Origin of the sequence: Ramlibacter pallidus, from assembly GCF_015070875.1 — a bacterium.
GTDB classification, from domain to species: Bacteria; Pseudomonadota; Gammaproteobacteria; order Burkholderiales; family Burkholderiaceae_C; genus Ramlibacter; species Ramlibacter pallidus.
Genome location: NZ_JADDIV010000003.1, coordinates 595,236 through 613,528, shown reverse-complemented (window position 1 = coordinate 613,528; position 18,293 = coordinate 595,236). Strand labels below are relative to the sequence as shown.

The following is an 18,293-nucleotide window of genomic DNA, read 5'->3' as shown; positions in this document are numbered from 1 at the left end:
CGCAGCCGCCATGCCGGCACCGGCCGCGTGGGTGCACGTCTCCCCCGCCCGCCGTGCCTGGCGCCGCTTCCGCAAGAACAGGCTGGGGTTCTCGAGCCTGGTGCTCTTCGTCACCCTGGTGGTCCTGAGCCTGTTCGCGGAGGTCCTTTCCAACGACAAGCCGCTGGTGGTGCGGTACGAAGGCCGGTTCTACTTTCCCCTGGTCCACAGCTATCCGGAAACGACCTTCGGGGGCGACTTCCTGACCGAGACGGACTACCACGACCCTTTCATCCGGCAGCAGTTGCGCAAGGGGAACAACTGGTCGGTGTATCCGCCCAACCCCTACGGCCCGAAGACGCTCAACTACTTCGCCAGGGAGCCGAACCCCTCCAGGCCCTCGCGCGAGAACCTGCTGGGCACCGACGACCGTGGACGCGACATGCTGGCGCAACTGATCTACGGGTTCCGCCTCAGCGTCCTGTTTGCCCTGGCACTGACGGCCATCGGCGTGGTGATCGGCGTGGTCACCGGCGCGATCCAGGGCTTCTTCGCCGGCAAGACGGACCTGGCGTTCCAGCGCTTCATCGAGATCTGGGATTCGATGCCCGAGCTGTACCTGCTGATCATCTTCAGCGCGGTCTTCGCGCCGAGCGTGGCGCTGCTGCTGATCCTGCTGTCGCTGTTCGGGTGGGTCGGCCTGTCGCAGTACGTCCGCGCCGAATTCCTGCGCAACCGGCAGATGGATTACGTGCGCGCCGCGCGTGCCCTGGGCGTGGGCAACGGCCGGATCATGTGGAAGCACATCCTGCCCAACAGCATGACCCCGGTGATCACCTTCCTGCCGTTCCGCATGAGCGCCGCCATCCTGGCGCTGACCTCCCTGGACTTCCTCGGCCTGGGCGTGCCGCCCGGCACGCCGTCCCTCGGCGAACTGCTGAGCCAGGGCAAGAACAACATCGACGCCTGGTGGATCTCGCTCTCCACCTTCGCCGTCCTGGTGATGACGCTCCTGCTGCTGACCTTCATGGGCGACGCGCTGCGGGACGCGCTCGACCCGCGCAAGGCGGACGCATGAACGAACCGCACGTGAGCCTGCCGCCGCTGCTGGAAGTGAAGGACCTGCGGGTGTCGTTCGGCGGCAAGGAAGTCGTCCACGGCGTGGACTTCGCCATCGCGCCGGGCGAGAAGCTGGCGCTGGTGGGAGAGTCCGGTTCGGGCAAGACCGTCACGGCGCTCAGCCTGGTGCGGCTGGTGCACAACGCGCGCATCACCGGCTCGGCCTGGCTGGCGCCGCCGCAGGCCGGGGCGGCGCCCGTCGACCTGGTGCAGGCTTCGGAGCGCGAACTCCTGGGCATTCGCGGCGACGACATCGCCATGATCTTCCAGGAGCCGATGACAGCCCTCAACCCGGTCTACACGATCGGTGACCAGATCGCGGAGGTGCTGCAGATGAAGCAGGGACTGAGCCCGCGCCAGGCCTGGGACGCCGCGGTCGAGGCTCTGGCCGCCACTGGCATCCCGGAGCCGGCGCGCCGGGCCGCCACCTATCCGCACCAGCTTTCGGGTGGCCAGCGGCAACGCGCCATGATCGCCATGGCGCTGGCCTGCCGGCCGCGCCTGCTGCTCGCGGACGAGCCCACGACCGCGCTCGACGTGACCCTGCGCGGGCAGATCCTGGAGCTCCTCGCCGATCTGCAGCGCCAGACCGGGATGGCCGTCCTGCTGATCACCCACGACCTCAACCTGGTCAGGCGCTTCGCCGATCGGGTGGCGGTGATGGAAGGCGGGCACCTGGTGGAGCAGGGCCCGGTCGGCGCCGTGTTCCAGCAGCCGCAGCACCCGTATACCCGCAAGCTCATCGACAGCCGCCCGCCGCGGGACGTCGCCGAGCCGCGCGCGGGTGAGGCCCCGGTGATGCAGGCGCAGGACCTGCGGGTCAGCTATCCGACGCCGCTGCCGGGCTTGCGGGGCTGGTTCCGCAAGGGCGAGTTCGTGGCCGTCCACGGGGCGGCCTTCGAGGTGCCGCCCGGGGGCACGCTCGGCATCGTCGGGGAGTCCGGCTCCGGCAAATCGACCATGGCGCTCGCCGCGCTGGGGCTGCTTCCGCACCGGGGCGCGCTGCAGGTCGTGGGCAGGCAGTGGGGCCCGGACAGCGCCGGCAACCGCGGCATCCGCAGGCTGGTCCAGGTGGTGTTCCAGGACCCGTTCTCGTCGCTTTCGCCGCGGATGACCGTGGAGGAAATCGTCGGCGAAGGCCTGCTGGTGCACGAGCCCGGGCTCAGCCTGGCCCAGCGGCGCGACCGCGTGATCCCGGTGCTGGAGGAGGTCGGCCTGACGGAAGCCCAGTTCCCGGGCCTGCTGGGCCGCTACCCGCACGAGTTCTCCGGCGGCCAGCGGCAGAGGCTGGCGATCGCGCGCGCCCTGGTGGTGGAGCCGCAGGTGCTGGTGCTGGACGAGCCGACCAGCGCACTGGACGTCACGATCCAGAAGCAGGTCTTGAAATTGCTGCAACGGCTGCAACGTGAGAGGGGACTGACGTACCTGCTGATCACCCACGACGTCGACGTGATCTGGGCCATGGCGCACCAGGTGCTGGTGATGAAGGACGGCCGGGTGGTCGAATCCGGCCCGGTGGAAGAGGTCCTGCAGTCGCCCCGCGACCCGTACACGCGCACGCTGGTGGCCGCCGCGGCCTGACAGGCGCCGCAAAGCCCCTGCTGCCTTGCGAGCCGGGTCACACAAGGCTACAATACCGGCTTCACGACCAAACGGGCGGGTACCAACCGCCCGTTTTTTTTGGTTCAACGACACTCACTTGGCACTACAAGATCTCGTCGCGCAGACCGTGGCCGGCTTGGGCTACGAACTGGTGGAGCTGGAACGCTCCGCCGGTGGCACTTTGCGCGTGACGATCGATTTTCCGTGGCAGCGCCCGGAAGCGGGTGCCGAGGAGCGGTTCGTGAACGTCGAGGACTGCGAGCGCGTCACGCGGCAGCTGCAGTACACGCTGGAAGTCGAGGAGGTCGACTACAAGCGCCTCGAGGTGTCGTCGCCGGGCATCGACCGCCCGTTGAGGCACGAGCAGGATTTCGAGCGGTTCGCCGGCGAGGTGGTCGACATCACGCTGAAGGCGCCGATGGGCGCGGCGGCCGCCGGGCAGGTGGCGCCGAACCGCCGCAAGTTCCGCGGCACGCTGGAGAAGGCAGGGTCGGGCTGGCAGGTGAGCTGGACCGACGAACCCGAGGCCAAGCCGGGCGCGCGGGTGTCGAAGAAGAAGAAGGAAGCCGTGCCCGTGCAGGTGCTCGGCTTCACGCTGGACGAGCTCAAGGATGCTCGCCTGGCGCCGATCGTTGATTTCAAGGGGCGCAAGCGCGCCGGGGTTCAGGAGTAGGGATATGAATCGCGAACTGTTGATGCTGGTGGACGCCATCTCGCGCGAGAAGAACGTCGAGCGCGACGTGGTGTTCGGCGCGGTGGAAGCCGCCCTGGCCCAGGCCACCAAGAAGCTGTACCAGGGCGAGGTCGACATCCGCGTGGCCGTCGACCGTGACAGCGGCGACTACGAAACCTTCCGCCGCTGGCTGGTCGTGCCCGACAGCGCGGGCCTGCAGAACCCCGACGCCGAGGAACTGCTGATGGACGCCCGCGAGCGCGTGCCGGACGCGGAAGAGGGCGAGTACATCGAGGAAGGCATCGAGTCGCTGCCGATCGGCCGCATCGGCGCCATGGCCGCCAAGCAGGTCATCCTGCAGAAGATCCGCGACGCCGAGCGCGAGATGCTGCTCAACGACTTCATGTCGCGCGGCGACAAGATCTTCGTGGGCACCGTCAAGCGCATGGACAAGGGCGACATCATCGTCGAGAGCGGCCGCGTCGAGGGACGCCTGCGCCGCGGCGAGATGATCCCCAAGGAGAACCTGCGCAACGGCGACCGCGTCCGCGCCATGATCATGGAAGTCGACCTGACGCTGCGCGGCGCGCCCATCATCCTGTCGCGCGCGGCCCCCGAGTTCATGATCGAGCTGTTCCGCCAGGAAGTGCCCGAGATCGAGCAGGGCCTGCTGGAGATCAAGAGCTGCGCCCGCGACCCGGGTTCGCGCGCCAAGATCGCCGTGGTCTCGCACGACAAGCGCGTCGACCCCATCGGCACCTGCGTCGGCGTGCGCGGTTCGCGCGTCAACGCGGTCACCAACGAGCTGGCCGGCGAGCGCGTGGACATCGTGCTGTGGTCCGAGGACCCGGCGCAGTTCGTGATCGGCGCGCTGGCGCCCGCCAACGTGACCTCCATCGTCGTCGACGAGGAGAAGCACGCGATGGACGTGGTGGTCGACGAGGAGAACCTCGCCATCGCCATCGGCCGCGGCGGCCAGAACGTGCGCCTGGCGTCCGAGCTGACCGGCTGGAAGATCAACATCATGGACGCCAACGAGTCGGCCCAGAAGCAGGCCGAGGAGCAGTCCACGATCCGCCAGCTGTTCATGGAGAAGCTGGACGTCGACGAGGAGATCGCCGACATCCTGATCGTCGAGGGCTTCACCAGCCTGGAGGAAGTGGCGTACGTGCCCATCTCCGAGATGCTGGAGATCGAGTCCTTCGACGAGGACACGGTGAACGAACTCCGCACGCGCGCCAAGGATGCGCTGCTGACGATGGAGATCCAGCGCGAGGAAAGCGTCGAGGAAGTCTCGCAGGACCTGCGCGACCTCGACGGCCTGAACCCGCAGCTGATCGCACAGCTCGCCGAGAACGGCGTGCACACCCGCGACGAGCTGGCCGACCTGGCCGTCGACGAACTGACAGACATCACCGGCCAGTCCGCGGACGAGGCCAAGACCCTGATCATGAAAGCGCGTGAACACTGGTTCACCGGCGCCGCGGCCACGGCCGCCCATGAGTGATGGGAGGAACTGAGAACACATGTCGAGTACCACCGTCGCCGAGTTCGCCAACGAACTCAAGAAATCGCCCGAGACGCTGCTGGAACAGCTGAAGAGCGCCGGCGTGTCCAAGTCCGCGCCGACCGATCCGCTGTCGGACGCCGACAAGCAGAAGCTGCTGGGTTACCTCCAGGCCAGCCACGGCACCGCCACGCCCGAACGCAAGAAGATCACCCTGGTGAAGAAGTCCACCAGCGAGATCAAGCAGGCGGACGCCACCGGCAAGGCGCGCACGATCCAGGTGGAAGTGCGCAAGAAGCGCACCTTCATCAAGCGTGACGAAGGCTCGGACACCGCCGTGGTGGAAGCCGACACGCCCGCGCAGGCCACCCCGTCCGGCCCGGACGAGGCCGAACTGGCCCGCCGCGAGGAGGAAGCCCGCCGCCAGGCCGAGCTGATCCGCCGCCAGGAAGAGGAACTCGCGGCCAAGCGCCGCGAGCGCGAGGAGCAGGAAGCCCGCGAGCGCGCGGCCGAAGAGGCGCGTGCCCTGGCCGAACGCGAGCGCGAGGCGCAGGCCCGTGCGGAGGCCTACTCGAGCGAGAAGGCCGGTGCCAGCGCGGCCAAGGCCGCGGAAGCCGAAGCCGCCCAGGCCGTGGCCAAGGCCCAGTCCGAAGCCCGCGAGAAGGCCGCCCAGGAAGCGCGCGACAAGGCCGCCGCCGAATCGAAGGCCCGTGCCGACGAGGAAGCCTCGCGCGCCAAGGACCTGCAGGAACGCCGCCGCAAGGCCGAAGCCGAGGCCGCCGCCATCCGTTCGATGATGAGCGCGCCCAAGAAGGTGCTGGTCGCCAAGGCGCCCGAGAAGCCGGTCGCCAAGGCGCCGGAACCCGGCAAGCCCGCGGTCAAGGGCACGCTGCACAAGCCGCCGGCGCAGGCGCCGCGCCCCGGCACGTCCGCCCCCGCGCCCACCGGCCCGGGCGCCGGCAAGGAAGTGAAGTCCGCCAAGCTGTCCTCCAGCTGGGCGAACGACCCGGCCAAGAAGAAGGAAATCAAGACCCGCGGCGACACGTCCGGCGGCGTCGGCCGCAATTCGTGGCGCGGCGGCCCCCGTGGCGGCCGGCGCGACCACCGCGACCGCGACGACCACCAGCAGGCCGCGCCGGTCGAGCAGCGCGTGCTCGAAGTGCACGTGCCGGAGACCATCACGGTGTCCGAACTCGCGCACAAGATGGCGATCAAGGCCTCCGAGGTCATCAAGGTGCTGATGAAGATGGGCCAGCTGGTCACCATCAACCAGTCGCTGGACCAGGACACCGCCATGATCGTGGTGGAGGAGATGGGCCACAAGGCGCTGACCGCGGCGCTGGACGACCCGGAAGCCTTCACCGAGGAAGACGTCGGCGCGACGAGCGCCGAGGCGCTGCCGCGCGCCCCGGTCGTCACCGTCATGGGCCACGTCGACCACGGCAAGACCTCGCTGCTGGACTACATCCGCCGCGCCAAGGTGGCGGCGGGCGAAGCCGGCGGCATCACGCAGCACATCGGCGCGTACCACGTCGAGACCCCGCGTGGCGTGATCTCCTTCCTGGACACCCCGGGCCACGAGGCGTTCACCGCCATGCGTGCCCGCGGCGCCCAGGCCACCGACATCGTCATCCTGGTGGTGGCGGCCGACGACGGCGTCATGCCGCAGACGAAGGAAGCCATCAAGCACGCCAAGGCGGCCGGCGTCCCGATCGTCGTGGCGATCAACAAGATCGACAAGCCCGATGCCAACACCGACCGCGTGAAGCAGGAGCTGGTGGCCGAGGAAGTGGTGCCGGAAGAGTACGGCGGCGAGTCGCCGTTCGTGCCCGTGTCCGCCAAGACGGGCCAGGGCGTGGACGACCTGCTGGAGCAGGTGCTGCTGCAGGCCGAAGTGCTGGAGCTGAAGGCGCCGGTGGACGCGATGGCCAAGGGCCTCGTCATCGAAGCGCAGCTGGACAAGGGCCGCGGCCCGGTCGCCACCGTGCTGGTGCAGTCCGGCACGCTGAAGACGGGCGACGTGGTGCTGGCCGGCCAGACCTACGGCCGCGTGCGCGCCATGCTGGACGAGAACGGCAAGAGCATCAAGTCGGCGGGTCCCTCCATCCCGGTGGAGATCCAGGGCCTGACCGAGGTGCCGCAGGCCGGCGACGAGTTCATGGTGATGTCCGACGAGCGCCGCGCGCGCGAGATCGCGACCTACCGCGCCGGCAAGTTCCGCAACACGAAGCTGGCCAAGCAGCAGGCCGCCAAGCTGGAGAACATGTTCTCGGACATGACCGCCGGCGAGGTGAAGACGCTGCCCATCATCGTCAAGGCCGACGTGCAGGGCTCGCAGGAAGCGCTGGCGCAATCGCTGCTCAAGCTGTCGAACGAAGAGGTCAAGGTCCAGATGGTCTATGCCGCCGTCGGCGGCATCAGCGAGTCGGACGTCAACCTGGCGATCGCCTCCAAGGCCATCATCATCGGCTTCAACGTGCGCGCCGATTCCGGTGCGCGCAAGCTGGCCGAAGGCAACGGCATCGAGCTGCGCTACTACAACATCATCTACGACGCGGTGGATGAACTGAAGGCGGCGATGTCCGGGATGCTGGCGCCGGAGAAGCGGGAAGAGGTCATCGGCTCCGCCGAGATCCGCACCGTGTTCGTGGCGTCCAAGATCGGCACGGTCGCGGGTTGCATGGTCACCTCCGGCCAGGTCACGCGCAACGCCCACTTCCGCCTGCTGCGCCAGAACGTGGTGATCTACACCGGCGAGCTGGAGTCGCTCAAGCGCCTGAAGGACGACGTGCGCGAGGTCAAGGAAGGCTTCGAGTGCGGCATCAAGCTGAAGAACTACAACGACATCAAGGAAGGCGACCAGCTCGAGTTCTTCGAAGTCAAGGAGATCGCGCGGACGCTGTGAGCGGACGGGCGCAGGCCCCATGAAGAAGAAGTCATCCACCCCCAACCGCGGCTTCAAGGTCGCCGACCAGATCCAGCGCGACCTGTCGGAGCTGATCGCGCGCGAACTGAAGGACCCGCGGGTGGGGATGGTGACGATCAATGCCGTGGAGGTCACGCCCGACTACGCCCACGCCAAGGTGTTCTTCAGCATCCTGGTGGGCGACCCGGACGAGACCACGGAGGCCTTGAACCAGGCCGCCGGCTTCCTGCGCAACCACCTGTTCAAGCGCCTGCACATCCACACGGTGCCGACGCTCCATTTCCAGTTCGACCGCACCACCGAGCGCGCGGCCGACATGAACGCCCTGATCGCCAAGGCGGTCTCCTCCCGTTCCAAGGAAGACTAGGACGTGAACGCGCCACGCACCAGGGTGCAGCGGCGCCCTGTGCATGGGGTGTTGCTCATCGACAAGCCGCTGGGGTTCTCCAGCAACGACGCGCTGCAGAAGGCCAAGTGGCTGCTGCGGGCGGAGAAGGCCGGCCACACCGGCACGCTGGACCCGATGGCCACCGGCGTGTTGCCGCTGTGCTTCGGGGCGGCGACCAAGTTCAGCCAGCTGCACCTGGACGCGGACAAGACCTACGAGGCGGTGGCGCAGCTCGGTGTGCGCACCGCGAGCGGGGACGCCGAGGGCGAGGTGATAGCGCGGCGCGACGTTCCGGCGATCACGCCGGAGCGCCTGGCGGAAGTGCAGGCGGCTTTCACGGGAGCGATCACGCAGGTGCCGCCGATGCACAGTGCCCTGAAGAAGGACGGCAAGGCGCTGTACGAGTACGCGCGCGCCGGCATCGAGGTGGATCGCGCGGCGCGGGACGTGACGGTGTTCGACCTGCAGCTGTCGCTGGCCGGGCCGGCGCTGCTGAAGATGGTGGCCAAGGTCAGCAAGGGGACGTACATCCGGACCCTGGGCGAGGACATCGGGCAGGCCCTGGGCTGCGGCGCCCACCTGGTGTCGCTGCGGAGAATCGCGACCGGCCCGTTCGTTGCTTCGCAGTGCCTGACGCTGTCGGAACTCGAGGCGCTGCCCGAATCAGACAGGCAGGCCCGGTTGCTGCCCGTGGACGCGCTGCTGCCCGGTCACGACCGCGTCACGCTCGGCGCGGAAGATGCCGGCCGCTTCCTGAGCGGCCTGCGCCGGCGCGGCGCCTGGCGCGACGCCGAAAGAATCGCCGTGTACGGGAAGGCGCCGCCGGCGCTCCTGGGCACGGCCCATGCGAAGGCGGGGGAACTGATCCCCTCCCGCCTGCTGAGCCCGATCGAAATCCAGCAAATCCTCGGCGCGACCGAGCCAGAGAACGTATGACGCAAATCCGAAACATCGCCATCATCGCCCACGTCGACCACGGCAAGACCACCATGGTGGACCAGCTGCTGCGCCAGTCGGGCACCTTCGCCGAACACGAGAAGGTGGTCGACACCGTCATGGACAACAACGCCATCGAACGGGAACGCGGCATCACGATCCTGGCCAAGAACTGCGCGGTCAGCTGGAAGGGCACGCACATCAACATCGTCGACACCCCCGGCCACGCGGACTTCGGCGGCGAGGTGGAGCGCGCGCTGTCCATGGTCGACGGCGTGGTGCTGCTGATCGACGCCCAGGAAGGCCCGATGCCGCAGACGCGCTTCGTCACGAAGAAGGCGCTGGCCCTGGGCCTGCGCCCGATCCTGGTGGTGAACAAGGTCGACAAGCCGGGCGCGAACCCCGACAAGGTCGTCAACGCGGCCTTCGACCTGTTCGACAAGCTCGGCGCCACCGACGACCAGCTGGACTTCCCGGTGGTCTACGCCTCCGGCATCAACGGCTGGTCCTCGCTGGAGGAGGGCACGCCCGGCGAGCAGTGGGGCAAGGACATGTCGGCCCTGTTCGACACCATCCTGTCGCACGTGCCGGAGCACAAGGGCGACCCCGAGGCGCCGCTGCAGCTGCAGATCTCGGCGCTGGACTACTCCAGCTTCGTGGGCCGCATCGGCGTCGGCCGCATCAACGCCGGCACCCTGCGCCCCATGCAGGAAGTGCTGGTCATGGAAGGCCCGGACGGCAAGTCGCTCAAGGGCAAGATCAACCAGGTCCTCACCTTCGAAGGCCTGACGCGCGTGCAGGTGAAGGAAGCCGGCCCCGGCGACATCGTGCTGATCAACGGCATCGAGGAGATCGGCATCGGCGTGACCATCACCGACCCGAACAACCCGGCGCCGCTGCCGATGCTGAAGATCGACGAGCCGACGCTCACGATGAACTTCTGCGTCAACACCAGCCCGCTGGCCGGCCGCGAAGGCAAGTACGTCACCAGCCGCCAGATCTGGGACCGCCTGCAGAAGGAACTGCAGTCGAACGTGGCCCTGCGCGTCAAGGAAACCGACGAGGAAGGCGTGTTCGAAGTGATGGGCCGCGGTGAACTGCACCTGACCATCCTGGTCGAGAACATGCGCCGCGAAGGCTACGAACTGGCGGTGTCCAAGCCCCGCGTGGTGTTCCAGACCATCAACGGCGAGAAGCACGAGCCGATCGAACTGGTGACGGCCGACATCGAGGACCAGCACCAGGGCGGCGTGATGCAGGCGCTGGGCGAGCGCAAGGGCGAGCTGGTGAACATGGAGCCGGACGGCCGCGGCCGCGTCCGCCTGGAGTACCGCATCCCGGCGCGGGGCCTGATCGGCTTCTCCAACGAGTTCATGAACCTCACGCGCGGTTCGGGCCTGATCTCCAACATCTTCGACGGCTACGAGCCGTTCAAGGGCGAGATCGCCAGCCGCAAGAACGGCGTGCTGATCTCCATGGACGACGGCGAGATCTTCACCTATGCCCTCGGCAAGCTGGACGACCGCGGCCGCATGTTCGTGAAGCCGAACGACCCGGTCTACGAAGGCATGATCGTCGGCATCCACAACCGCGACAACGACCTGGTGGTCAACGCCACCCGCACCAAGCAGCTGACCAACTTCCGCGTCAGCGGCAAGGAAGACGCGATCAAGATCACGCCGCCGATCGAGCTGACGCTGGAATATGGCGTGGAGTTCATCGAGGACGACGAGCTGGTCGAGATCACGCCCAAGTCGGTCCGCCTGCGCAAGCGTTTCCTGAAGGAGCACGAGCGCAAGCGCGCCCTGCGCGAAGCCGCGTAACTGGTCCCCCCCGAAGCGGCCTGCGGCCGCCTCCCCCCGAGGGGGCGCCACCAGCGGCCCGGCAAAGCCGGTTCCGCGGTGGCACTGGATGGGGTCCTCCCTGGTCCCGCTACCATCTCGTGCTGATGAAACTCACCCACACCCGCGCGGTATTCCTCATGGTGGCGGTGACCCTGATGTGGTCCATCGCGGGGGTCGTGACCCGGCACCTGGAACAGGCGCAAAGCTTCGAAGTGACCTTCTGGCGCAGCTTCTTCACGGTGCTCTCGCTGCTGGTCATCCTGCCCTTCTTCCAGGGCCGCGTCGTCTTCAGCAAGATCCGCCACGCGGGCGCGTCGCTGTGGCTCTCCGGCGTCTGCTGGAGCGTCATGTTCACCGCCTTCATGGTGGCGCTCACGCTGACCAGCGTCGCGAACGTGCTGGTGACCATGGCCATCGGCCCGTTCCTGACGGCGCTGATCGCCCGCGTGTTCATCGGGCACCGGATCCCGCCGCGCACCTGGGCCGCCATCCTGGTGGCGGGGGCCGGCATTGCCTACATGTACGGCACGCAGGTCGAAGGCGGCGGGCTGGCCGGCACCCTGGTGGCCCTCTGCGTGCCGCTGGCCGGCGGCATCAACTGGACGATCACGCAGCGCGCCCACGCGCGCGGCGAGAACATCGACCTGGTGCCGGCGGTGCTGGTCGGTGCCGTGATCTCCTCGCTGGCGACGCTGCCGCTGGCGATGCCGTTCCAGGCGTCGGGCCACGACATCGCGCTGCTGGCGCTGCTGGGGCTGGTGCAGCTGGCCATTCCGTGTGCGCTGGCCGTGATGTGCGCGCGCGTGCTCGCCGCGCCCGAGATCTCCCTGCTGGCGCTGCTCGAGGTGATCTTCGGGATCCTGCTGGCGTGGTTCGGCGCCGGCGAAGCACCCGGGCCCACGGTGCTCACCGGCGGGGCACTGGTGATCGGCGCGCTGGTGGCCAACGAGCTGGTGGGGTGGAGGCAACGGGCATGAGCCACATCCGTACGGAGGTGCGCGGCAGCGCCGGCCTCGTCACGCTGGACCGGCCGAAGGCACTGAACGCGCTGTCGCTGGACATGATCCGCGACCTCACCGTGGCGCTGCTCGCCTGGCGCGACGACCCGCGCGTGGAGCGCGTCGCCCTGCGCGGCATGGGCAGGGAAGGTCCGTTCGGTGCCTTCTGCGCCGGCGGCGACATCCGCTTCTTCCACCAGGCGGTGCTCGCCGGGGATCCCCGGCTCGAGGACTTCTTCACCGAGGAATACACGCTCAACCACTTGATCCACGCCTACCCGAAGCCCTACGTGGTCTTCATGGACGGCATCGTGATGGGCGGCGGCATGGGCATTTCCGCGCACGGCGGCGACGCCAGCCTGCGCATCGCCACCGAACGCACGAAGATGGCGATGCCGGAGACCAACATCGGCCTGTTCCCGGACGTCGGCGGCGGCTGGTTCCTCTCCCGCTGTCCCGGCCGCATCGGCGAGTACCTCGCGCTCACGGGGCAGCTGATCGGAGGCCACGACGCGGTGACGGCGCGCCTGGCCGACATCGTCGTGGCCTCGTCCGAGGTGCCGGCACTGTGGGACGATCTTGGCGACGACGAGGCGTTCGCCCGCCTGCGCGAACGCGTTGCGCAGGCGCCCGCGGACGGCGGCGCCAGCGCCCTCGCGGCGCGGCGGGCGGACATCGACCGCTTCTTCGGCCTGCCGACGGTCGGGGCCATCGTCGCGGCGCTCGAGGCGGACCCGTCCCCGTTCGCGACCGAGACGGCGGCGCTGCTGCGCAAGCGTTCGCCGCTGATGCTGCACGTCACGTTGGAGCACGTGCGCCGGGCCCGCCACATGAAGCTCGCGGACGACCTGCGCATGGAACGCGACATGGTGCGGCACTGCTTCCAGTTGCGCCCCGGCGCGGCCGGCGAAACCTTCGAAGGGATCCGCGCGCTGGCGATCGACAAGGACCACGCGCCGCGCTGGGATCCGGCGCGCATCGAGGACGTCACGCCCGGGATGGTGGAAGCGTTCTTCGCCAGCCCGTGGCCCGTTCACGCGCATCCGCTGCGGGCGCTGGTCTAGCTCACAACTGCCGGTGGACGTGCTCCGCCAGCGTGAGCAGCTTCTGCCGCGGGTGCTTGCCCGCCAGCGCATAGCCGAAGCCCTCGTCGACCCAGTAGAACGTGGCGACCGCCCCTTCGCTCCCGAACCGGAACGCCGTTGCGCCGCCGGCCGCCTTCAGGTTCGGGTCGTCGATGGCGCCGACGTAGAGCGTGATGCGTTCGCCGGCGGCGTCCTGGAACATGAACTGCGCCCGCGCGCCCTTGTCGCCCGGCAACAGCCGGCCGCCCACCAGTTCGTAGCCGACCGCCTGCAGGTTCGGCACCTTCAAGGGCCGGTTCAGCCGCTTCGACAGCCACTGCACCAGGTGGTCCTGCTGCGAGGCGTCGACTTCGACCGGATGCCGCACCTCCGGCAGGTACACCGAATGCGCCAGCACCGCCTGCCGCGCGAACTCGCTGGCGCCACGGGTGCCGGCGAGGAGCTGCCCGTCCAGGCGCGACTGCCACTGCTGGTGGCCGGCCCAGCCGGCGGCAAATGCCACCAGCACCGACGCGGCGAGGCCGCCCCAACGCGCAACGCGCTGCACATTGCTGCCGCGGTGTTGCAGCCGCTCGGCGGCCTCGCGCAGGGTGGGCGGGACCGGTTCCTGCAACAGCGGCGCGTGCAGCGCCCGCAAGGCCTCCTTCTGTCGCGTCCAGGCCGCCACCGTTTCGGCGGCTGCCGGATCCGCGGCAAGCCGGGCCTGCACTGCCGCCCGTGCGGCGGCATCCAGCCGGCCGTCGACGTAGGCGTGCAGTTCGGCTTCGTCGCGCAGCAGGTCGGGGTCCTCTTTCATCGCTCGTCCACTTTCACTTCATCCGGCGCAGCGCGGGCTGGCCGGCCGCGGGCGGCTGCCGCCCGTCCATCAGTTCGCGCAGGCGGCTGCGCGCGCGCGACAGGCGCGACATCACCGTGCCGATCGGCACGCCTGTCACGCGTGCGGCGTCCTCATACGAGAGGTCCTGCAACGCCACCAGCAGCAGCACTTCGCGCTGCTCCTCCGGCAGCCGCAGCAGGCAACGCTGGAGGTCCAGGGCCTGGTCGGCGCCGCCGGCCGGTGCGACCAGCTCGCCCGCCGCGTCGTCCACGTCCACCCGCTGCGCCTGCTGGCGCAGGGCCCGGCGGGCGCCATCGACGAACAGGTTGTGCATCAGCGTGAACAGCCAGGCGCGCAGGTCGCTGCCGGCGGCCCAGAGCTGCCAGCGGTCGCAGGCACGCTCGAGGGTGTCCTGCACGAGGTCGTCGGCGGCCCAGGCGTCGCCGGTGAGCGAACGCGCATAGCGGCGCAGGTCGGGGATGTGCCCGACCAGTCCGGAAGGCGTGCCCGCGTCCCCCATGCGGCAAGAGCCGGTCCGCGCGCCGGCTCAGGGCCGCGCGAGGCGCCAGGCGTTGTTCACGCCGTCGCCGGTGCGGTCGCCGGGGCGGGCGTCCTTGACCCAGTAGTACACGGGCTTGCCGCGGAAGGCCCACTGCCGGGCCCCGTCGTCGCGCGTCACGATGGTCCAGTCCCCGGCCGGCTGGTCCGAGGCGGATGCCATGAGCGGGGGCCAGTTCACGGCGCATTGGCCGTTGCAGGCCGACTTGCCCGAGCCCGCCGCGTCGCGGTCGAAGGTGTACAGGGTCATGCCGTTGGGGCCGACGAAGACGCCGTCGGCCATGCGGGCGGGCACGTGCGTGGTGGTGGCGCAGGCTGCGAGCAGCGCGGCGCAGGCGAGGGCGGCGAGGGTGGTGCGCATGGAGGTCTCCGGTGGTGGTCCTGCCTGCATGAACGCCGGCGGGGGCCGGTTTATTCCCCGCGCGGGAAAACACCGATCAGCGGTGCCTTTCCTTCATGGCGCGCTCGACCTCGCGCTTGCCCTCGCGGTCCTTGATGGTGTCGCGCTTGTCGTGTTCGGCCTTGCCCTTGGCCAGCGCGATCTCCGCCTTGACCTTGCCTTCCTTCCAGTAAAGCTGGATGGGCACGAGCGTGTAGCCCTTCTGCTCCACCTTGCCGACGAGGCGGCGGATCTCGTCCTTGTGCAGCAGCAGCTTCTTGGTGCGGACCGAATCCGGGCTGACGTGCGTGGAGGCGGTCTTGAGCGGGTTGATCTGGCACCCGATCAGGAACAGCTCGCCGTCGCGGATCACGACGTAGCCGTCGGTGAGCTGCACCTTGCCCGCGCGCAACGCCTTGACTTCCCAGCCTTGCAGCACCACGCCGGCCTCGTACCGCTCCTCGAAGAAGTAGTTGAACGCGGCCTTCTTGTTGTCGGCGATGCGGGAGGGTGATTCTTTTTTTGTCGCCATGGACTGACAGGTGGGGTCGGCGACGGCTCTCTACAATGCCGCGCGGGCCCGCAATTCTCCATGAAAACCGTCCACAAGTCCGTGCTCATCTGGTACAGCGCCGAAGAGATGTTCGCGCTGGTGACCGACGTGCCGAAGTACTGCGAGTTCCTGCCGTGGTGCGACCGCGCCAGCGTGCTCGCCCACGAGCCGGACGGGATGAAGGCGGAAATCGGCATCGCGTTCTCCGGCATCCACCAGACCTTCACCACGCGCAACACGCACGTCGCCGGGCGCGAGGTCCGCATGAAGCTGGTCGACGGGCCCTTTTCCCACCTCGATGGCGCGTGGAAGTTCCAGCCGCTCGGCCAGCCGGGGCAGCGCGCATGCAAGGTCACGCTGGAGATGCACTACAGCTTCAAGAGCACGGCGCTGGCCACGCTGGTGGGGCCGGTGTTCGACAAGATCGCCGGCAGCCTGGTCGACGCCTTCGTCAAGCGCGCCGAACAGGTCTACGGCTGAAGCGATGCCCCGCGTGACCGTGCTGTACTCGCCGGCGCCGCGCGAGGTGCTGGAGTGGACGCTGCAGCTGGCGGAGGGCGCCAGCGTGCGTGACGCCGTGCTCGCCAGCGGATGGCCGCAGGTGTGCGCGGGCCAGGATGTCTCGGGGCTGGAACTGGGGGTCTGGGGCCGGCGCTGCGCCCTCGACCAGGCGGTGCGCGATGGGGATCGCGTCGAGGTGTACCGGCCGCTGCTGGTGGACCCGAAGGTGGCCCGCCGCGAGCGCTTCCGCAAGCAGGGCACCCGGGCGGCCGGGCTGTTCGCGAAGCGGCGGCCCGGCGCGAAACCGGGTTACTGAGGCTGCGGCCCGCACTCGCGGGCGATCACGGAAGCGATGTGCTTGGACTCCGCGGCGCGCGTGGCATCGTCGATGAACTCGCGCTCGCCCTTGGCGTTGACGCGGGCGACCCGCTCGCCGGAATCGTAGGTGGCCTTGCTGGCCTTCGCGCGGTTGCAGTTCTCCAGGCGGGCGGCGGCCACTTTCTCTTCCTCGGCCTTCTTCTTGATCGCTTCCTCGGCCTCGGCCTGCTTGCGCTTCTGTTCGAGGGCGGGATCCTTGCCGGTGGGCTTGGGCAGGGCGGTGCCGGCAGCGGCCGCAGTGGAGGTGGCTTCCGGTGCGGCGGCGGGCGCCACCGCGCCGCGCTGGCCCGGCTGCTTCAGGATGCGGTCCGGCGCGATGTCGGGCGGCGGCGCCTGGTCGCTGAACACCCGGCGGCCCTGTTTGTCGACCCACTGCCACTGCGCGGCGGCAACGAGCGGCACGGAACATGCGATGGCGAGGAGGGCAAGGCGGGCGATCTTCATGCAGCCAGTTTAGCCCGGCAGGGCGCAAAAGCCCCCCACCTTATCCCTCATCGTGGTGCGCCGGCGCCACGCCGGCCGTGCGAAATTGCACGCGGGTACAATCCTTCTTTTGGAGCCTTCCCATGCGCCTTCTCGGAAAAGCGCTCACCTTCGACGACGTGTTGCTGGTGCCGGCGTTCTCCCAGGTCCTGCCCAAGGACACCTCCCTCGCCACCCGCGTCTCCCGCAACATCCAGCTGAACTTACCGCTCGTGTCCGCCGCCATGGACACGGTGACCGAGGCGCGCCTGGCGATCGCCATCGCCCAGGAGGGCGGCATGGGGATCGTGCACAAGAACCTCACCGCGCAGCAGCAGGCCGCCGAAGTGGCGCGCGTGAAACGTTACGAATCCGGCGTGCTGCGCGACCCGGTCGTGATCACGCCGCAGCACACCGTGCGGCAGGTCATCGCGATGCAGGAGCAGCTGGGGATCTCCGGCTTCCCGGTGCTCGATGGCGGCAAGGTGGTCGGCATCGTCACCGGCCGCGACCTGCGCTTCGAGACGCGCTACGACGTCCCGGTCAGCCAGATCATGACGCCGCGCGAGAAGCTGATCACCGTCAACGAGGGCACCAGCGCCCTCGAGGCCAAGGCGCTCCTCAACAAGCACCGGCTCGAGCGCCTGCTCGTGGTGAACGACGCGTTCGAGCTCAAGGGCCTGATCACCGTCAAGGACATCACCAAGCAGACCAGCTTTCCCAACGCGGCGCGTGACGCCAGCGGGCGGCTGCGCGTCGGCGCCGCCGTCGGCGTGGGCGAAGGCACCGAGGAGCGCGTGGAGGCGCTCGTGAAGGCGGGCGTCGATGCGATCGTGGTCGATACCGCGCACGGGCACAGCAAGGGCGTGATCGACCGCGTGCGCTGGGTGAAGCAGAACTATCCACAAGTCGACGTGATCGGCGGCAACATCGCCACCGGCGCCGCCGCCCGCGCGCTGGTCGAGGCCGGCGCCGACGCCGTCAAGGTGGGGATCGGCCCCGGGTCGATCTGCACCACGCGCATCGTCGCGGGCGTGGGCGTGCCGCAGATCACCGCGATAGACAACGTCGCGACGGCACTGGCCGGCAGCGGCGTGCCGCTCATCGCCGACGGCGGCATCCGCTATTCCGGCGACATCGCCAAGGCGATCGCCGCAGGGGCGAGCACCGTCATGATGGGTGGCATGTTCGCGGGGACGGAAGAAGCGCCTGGCGAGATCGTCCTCTACCAGGGCCGCAGCTACAAGAGCTACCGCGGCATGGGCTCGATCGGCGCGATGCAGCAGGGCAGCGCCGACCGCTACTTCCAGGAATCCAGCACCGGCAACCCCAATGCGGACAAGCTGGTGCCCGAGGGTATCGAAGGCCGCGTGCCGTACAAGGGCTCGCTCGTCACCATCGTGTTCCAGATGGCCGGGGGCCTGCGCGCCGCGATGGGTTACTGCGGCTGCGCGAACATCGAGGACATGCGCTCGCGCGCGGAATTCGTCCAGATCACGGCGGCCGGCATGCGCGAAAGCCACGTGCACGACGTGCAGATCACCAAGGAAGCGCCGAACTACCGCGCGGACTGATCCAGCGAGATCGA

Annotated in this window: 18 protein-coding genes; 13 read left to right on the top strand and 5 right to left on the bottom strand. The window is 69.0% G+C overall.

The window, feature by feature from the left end; all coding sequences use genetic code 11:
* The first annotated feature begins 10 nt into the window (after nt 1–10).
* The 10 genes from IM787_RS12160 to IM787_RS12115 all read left to right on the top strand — a co-directional run bounded on the left by IM787_RS12160 (nt 11) and on the right by IM787_RS12115 (nt 13,036).
* Nucleotides 11–1,057: an ABC transporter permease gene (locus tag IM787_RS12160; RefSeq protein WP_193677124.1), complete on the top strand. Its 1,047-nt coding sequence runs from the start codon at nt 11–13 to the stop codon at nt 1,055–1,057.
* The gene (locus IM787_RS12155; protein ID WP_193676901.1) at nt 1,054–2,679 is read left to right on the top strand and encodes an ABC transporter ATP-binding protein; all 1,626 of its coding nucleotides are present in this window, start codon (nt 1,054–1,056) and stop codon (nt 2,677–2,679) included. Before IM787_RS12160 ends, IM787_RS12155 begins: the two co-directional genes overlap by 4 nt.
* Before the next feature lie 118 nt (nt 2,680–2,797).
* A complete protein-coding gene (rimP, locus tag IM787_RS12150; RefSeq protein WP_193676900.1) occupies nt 2,798–3,373 on the top strand; it encodes a ribosome maturation factor RimP in 576 nt (191 codons plus the stop codon).
* A gap of 4 nt (nt 3,374–3,377) precedes the next feature.
* A complete protein-coding gene (gene nusA / locus IM787_RS12145; RefSeq protein WP_193676899.1) occupies nt 3,378–4,880 on the top strand; it encodes a transcription termination factor NusA in 1,503 nt (500 codons plus the stop codon).
* A 19-nt stretch (nt 4,881–4,899) separates the two neighbouring features.
* Nucleotides 4,900–7,785 carry a translation initiation factor IF-2 gene (gene infB, locus IM787_RS12140; protein WP_193676898.1) on the top strand — a complete coding sequence of 962 codons (2,886 nt, stop codon included), beginning with the start codon at nt 4,900–4,902 and terminating at the stop codon, nt 7,783–7,785.
* 19 nt (nt 7,786–7,804) lie between these two features.
* Complete coding sequence (gene rbfA, locus IM787_RS12135) at nt 7,805–8,173, top strand: 30S ribosome-binding factor RbfA (RefSeq protein ID WP_193676897.1); 369 nt, start codon at nt 7,805–7,807, stop codon at nt 8,171–8,173.
* Nucleotides 8,174–8,176: 3 nt separating this feature from the next.
* Complete coding sequence (gene truB / locus IM787_RS12130; protein WP_193676896.1) at nt 8,177–9,130, top strand: tRNA pseudouridine(55) synthase TruB; 954 nt, start codon at nt 8,177–8,179, stop codon at nt 9,128–9,130.
* Nucleotides 9,127–10,953 (top strand): translational GTPase TypA, encoded by a 1,827-nt coding sequence (gene typA / locus IM787_RS12125; RefSeq protein WP_193676895.1) that lies wholly within the window; start codon nt 9,127–9,129, stop codon nt 10,951–10,953. The genes truB and typA overlap by 4 nt, the downstream gene beginning before the upstream one ends.
* A gap of 125 nt (nt 10,954–11,078) precedes the next feature.
* On the top strand, nt 11,079–11,951 hold the full coding sequence (locus IM787_RS12120) for a DMT family transporter (protein WP_193676894.1): 873 nt from the start codon (nt 11,079–11,081) through the stop codon (nt 11,949–11,951).
* On the top strand, nt 11,948–13,036 hold the full coding sequence (locus IM787_RS12115; RefSeq protein WP_193676893.1) for an enoyl-CoA hydratase/isomerase family protein: 1,089 nt from the start codon (nt 11,948–11,950) through the stop codon (nt 13,034–13,036). The genes IM787_RS12120 and IM787_RS12115 overlap by 4 nt, the downstream gene beginning before the upstream one ends.
* Nucleotide 13,037: 1 nt before the next feature.
* On the opposite strand, the gene IM787_RS12110 is transcribed toward IM787_RS12115, so the two are convergent.
* The 4 genes from IM787_RS12110 to smpB form a co-directional block, all read right to left on the bottom strand.
* Nucleotides 13,038–13,853 (bottom strand): anti-sigma factor family protein, encoded by an 816-nt coding sequence (locus tag IM787_RS12110; RefSeq protein ID WP_193676892.1) that lies wholly within the window; start codon nt 13,851–13,853, stop codon nt 13,038–13,040.
* A gap of 13 nt (nt 13,854–13,866) precedes the next feature.
* The gene (locus tag IM787_RS12105; RefSeq protein WP_193676891.1) at nt 13,867–14,394 is read right to left on the bottom strand and encodes a sigma-70 family RNA polymerase sigma factor; all 528 of its coding nucleotides are present in this window, start codon (nt 14,392–14,394) and stop codon (nt 13,867–13,869) included.
* A 27-nt stretch (nt 14,395–14,421) separates the two neighbouring features.
* Nucleotides 14,422–14,793, bottom strand: coding sequence for a COG4315 family predicted lipoprotein (locus IM787_RS12100; RefSeq protein WP_193676890.1), 372 nt, complete (start codon nt 14,791–14,793; stop codon nt 14,422–14,424).
* Between the two features lie 76 nt (nt 14,794–14,869).
* Nucleotides 14,870–15,343: an SsrA-binding protein SmpB gene (smpB, locus tag IM787_RS12095; protein ID WP_193676889.1), complete on the bottom strand. Its 474-nt coding sequence runs from the start codon at nt 15,341–15,343 to the stop codon at nt 14,870–14,872.
* 60 nt (nt 15,344–15,403) lie between these two features.
* On the opposite strand from smpB, the gene IM787_RS12090 reads away from it, so the two are divergent.
* Together IM787_RS12090 and IM787_RS12085 are read left to right on the top strand one after the other, a co-directional pair.
* The gene (locus IM787_RS12090; RefSeq protein WP_193676888.1) at nt 15,404–15,844 is read left to right on the top strand and encodes a type II toxin-antitoxin system RatA family toxin; all 441 of its coding nucleotides are present in this window, start codon (nt 15,404–15,406) and stop codon (nt 15,842–15,844) included.
* Between the two features lie 4 nt (nt 15,845–15,848).
* Nucleotides 15,849–16,181, top strand: a complete 333-nt coding sequence (locus IM787_RS12085) for an RnfH family protein (RefSeq protein WP_193676887.1) — start codon at nt 15,849–15,851, stop codon at nt 16,179–16,181.
* Here IM787_RS12085 and IM787_RS12080 read toward each other — a convergent pair.
* Nucleotides 16,175–16,687 carry a DUF4124 domain-containing protein gene (locus IM787_RS12080; protein ID WP_193676886.1) on the bottom strand — a complete coding sequence of 171 codons (513 nt, stop codon included), beginning with the start codon at nt 16,685–16,687 and terminating at the stop codon, nt 16,175–16,177. The two genes, IM787_RS12085 and IM787_RS12080, sit on opposite strands and share 7 nt — an antisense overlap.
* A 122-nt stretch (nt 16,688–16,809) precedes the next feature.
* Between IM787_RS12080 and guaB the strand changes: the two genes are divergently transcribed.
* Entirely contained in the window at nt 16,810–18,279 is a 1,470-nt protein-coding gene (guaB, locus tag IM787_RS12075) for an IMP dehydrogenase (protein ID WP_193676885.1), read from the top strand.
* Nucleotides 18,280–18,293 lie beyond the last annotated feature (14 nt).

Excerpts from the sequence above, each read along its gene's own strand:
- IM787_RS12160 (WP_193677124.1), top strand. The coding sequence starts at position 11 with ATGCCGGCACCGGCCGCGTGGGTGCACGTCTCCCCCGCCCGCCGTGCC.
- IM787_RS12155 (WP_193676901.1), top strand. The coding sequence starts at position 1,054 with ATGAACGAACCGCACGTGAGCCTGCCGCCGCTGCTGGAAGTGAAGGAC.
- nusA (WP_193676899.1), top strand. The coding sequence starts at position 3,378 with ATGAATCGCGAACTGTTGATGCTGGTGGACGCCATCTCGCGCGAGAAG.
- infB (WP_193676898.1), top strand. The coding sequence starts at position 4,900 with ATGTCGAGTACCACCGTCGCCGAGTTCGCCAACGAACTCAAGAAATCG.
- rbfA (WP_193676897.1), top strand. The coding sequence starts at position 7,805 with ATGAAGAAGAAGTCATCCACCCCCAACCGCGGCTTCAAGGTCGCCGAC.
- typA (WP_193676895.1), top strand. The coding sequence starts at position 9,127 with ATGACGCAAATCCGAAACATCGCCATCATCGCCCACGTCGACCACGGC.
- IM787_RS12120 (WP_193676894.1), top strand. The coding sequence starts at position 11,079 with ATGAAACTCACCCACACCCGCGCGGTATTCCTCATGGTGGCGGTGACC.
- IM787_RS12115 (WP_193676893.1), top strand. The coding sequence starts at position 11,948 with ATGAGCCACATCCGTACGGAGGTGCGCGGCAGCGCCGGCCTCGTCACG.
- IM787_RS12110 (WP_193676892.1), bottom strand. The coding sequence starts at position 13,853 with ATGAAAGAGGACCCCGACCTGCTGCGCGACGAAGCCGAACTGCACGCC.
- IM787_RS12105 (WP_193676891.1), bottom strand. The coding sequence starts at position 14,394 with ATGGGGGACGCGGGCACGCCTTCCGGACTGGTCGGGCACATCCCCGAC.
- IM787_RS12100 (WP_193676890.1), bottom strand. The coding sequence starts at position 14,793 with ATGCGCACCACCCTCGCCGCCCTCGCCTGCGCCGCGCTGCTCGCAGCC.
- smpB (WP_193676889.1), bottom strand. The coding sequence starts at position 15,343 with ATGGCGACAAAAAAAGAATCACCCTCCCGCATCGCCGACAACAAGAAG.
- IM787_RS12090 (WP_193676888.1), top strand. The coding sequence starts at position 15,404 with ATGAAAACCGTCCACAAGTCCGTGCTCATCTGGTACAGCGCCGAAGAG.
- IM787_RS12085 (WP_193676887.1), top strand. The coding sequence starts at position 15,849 with ATGCCCCGCGTGACCGTGCTGTACTCGCCGGCGCCGCGCGAGGTGCTG.
- IM787_RS12080 (WP_193676886.1), bottom strand. The coding sequence starts at position 16,687 with ATGAAGATCGCCCGCCTTGCCCTCCTCGCCATCGCATGTTCCGTGCCG.
- guaB (WP_193676885.1), top strand. The coding sequence starts at position 16,810 with ATGCGCCTTCTCGGAAAAGCGCTCACCTTCGACGACGTGTTGCTGGTG.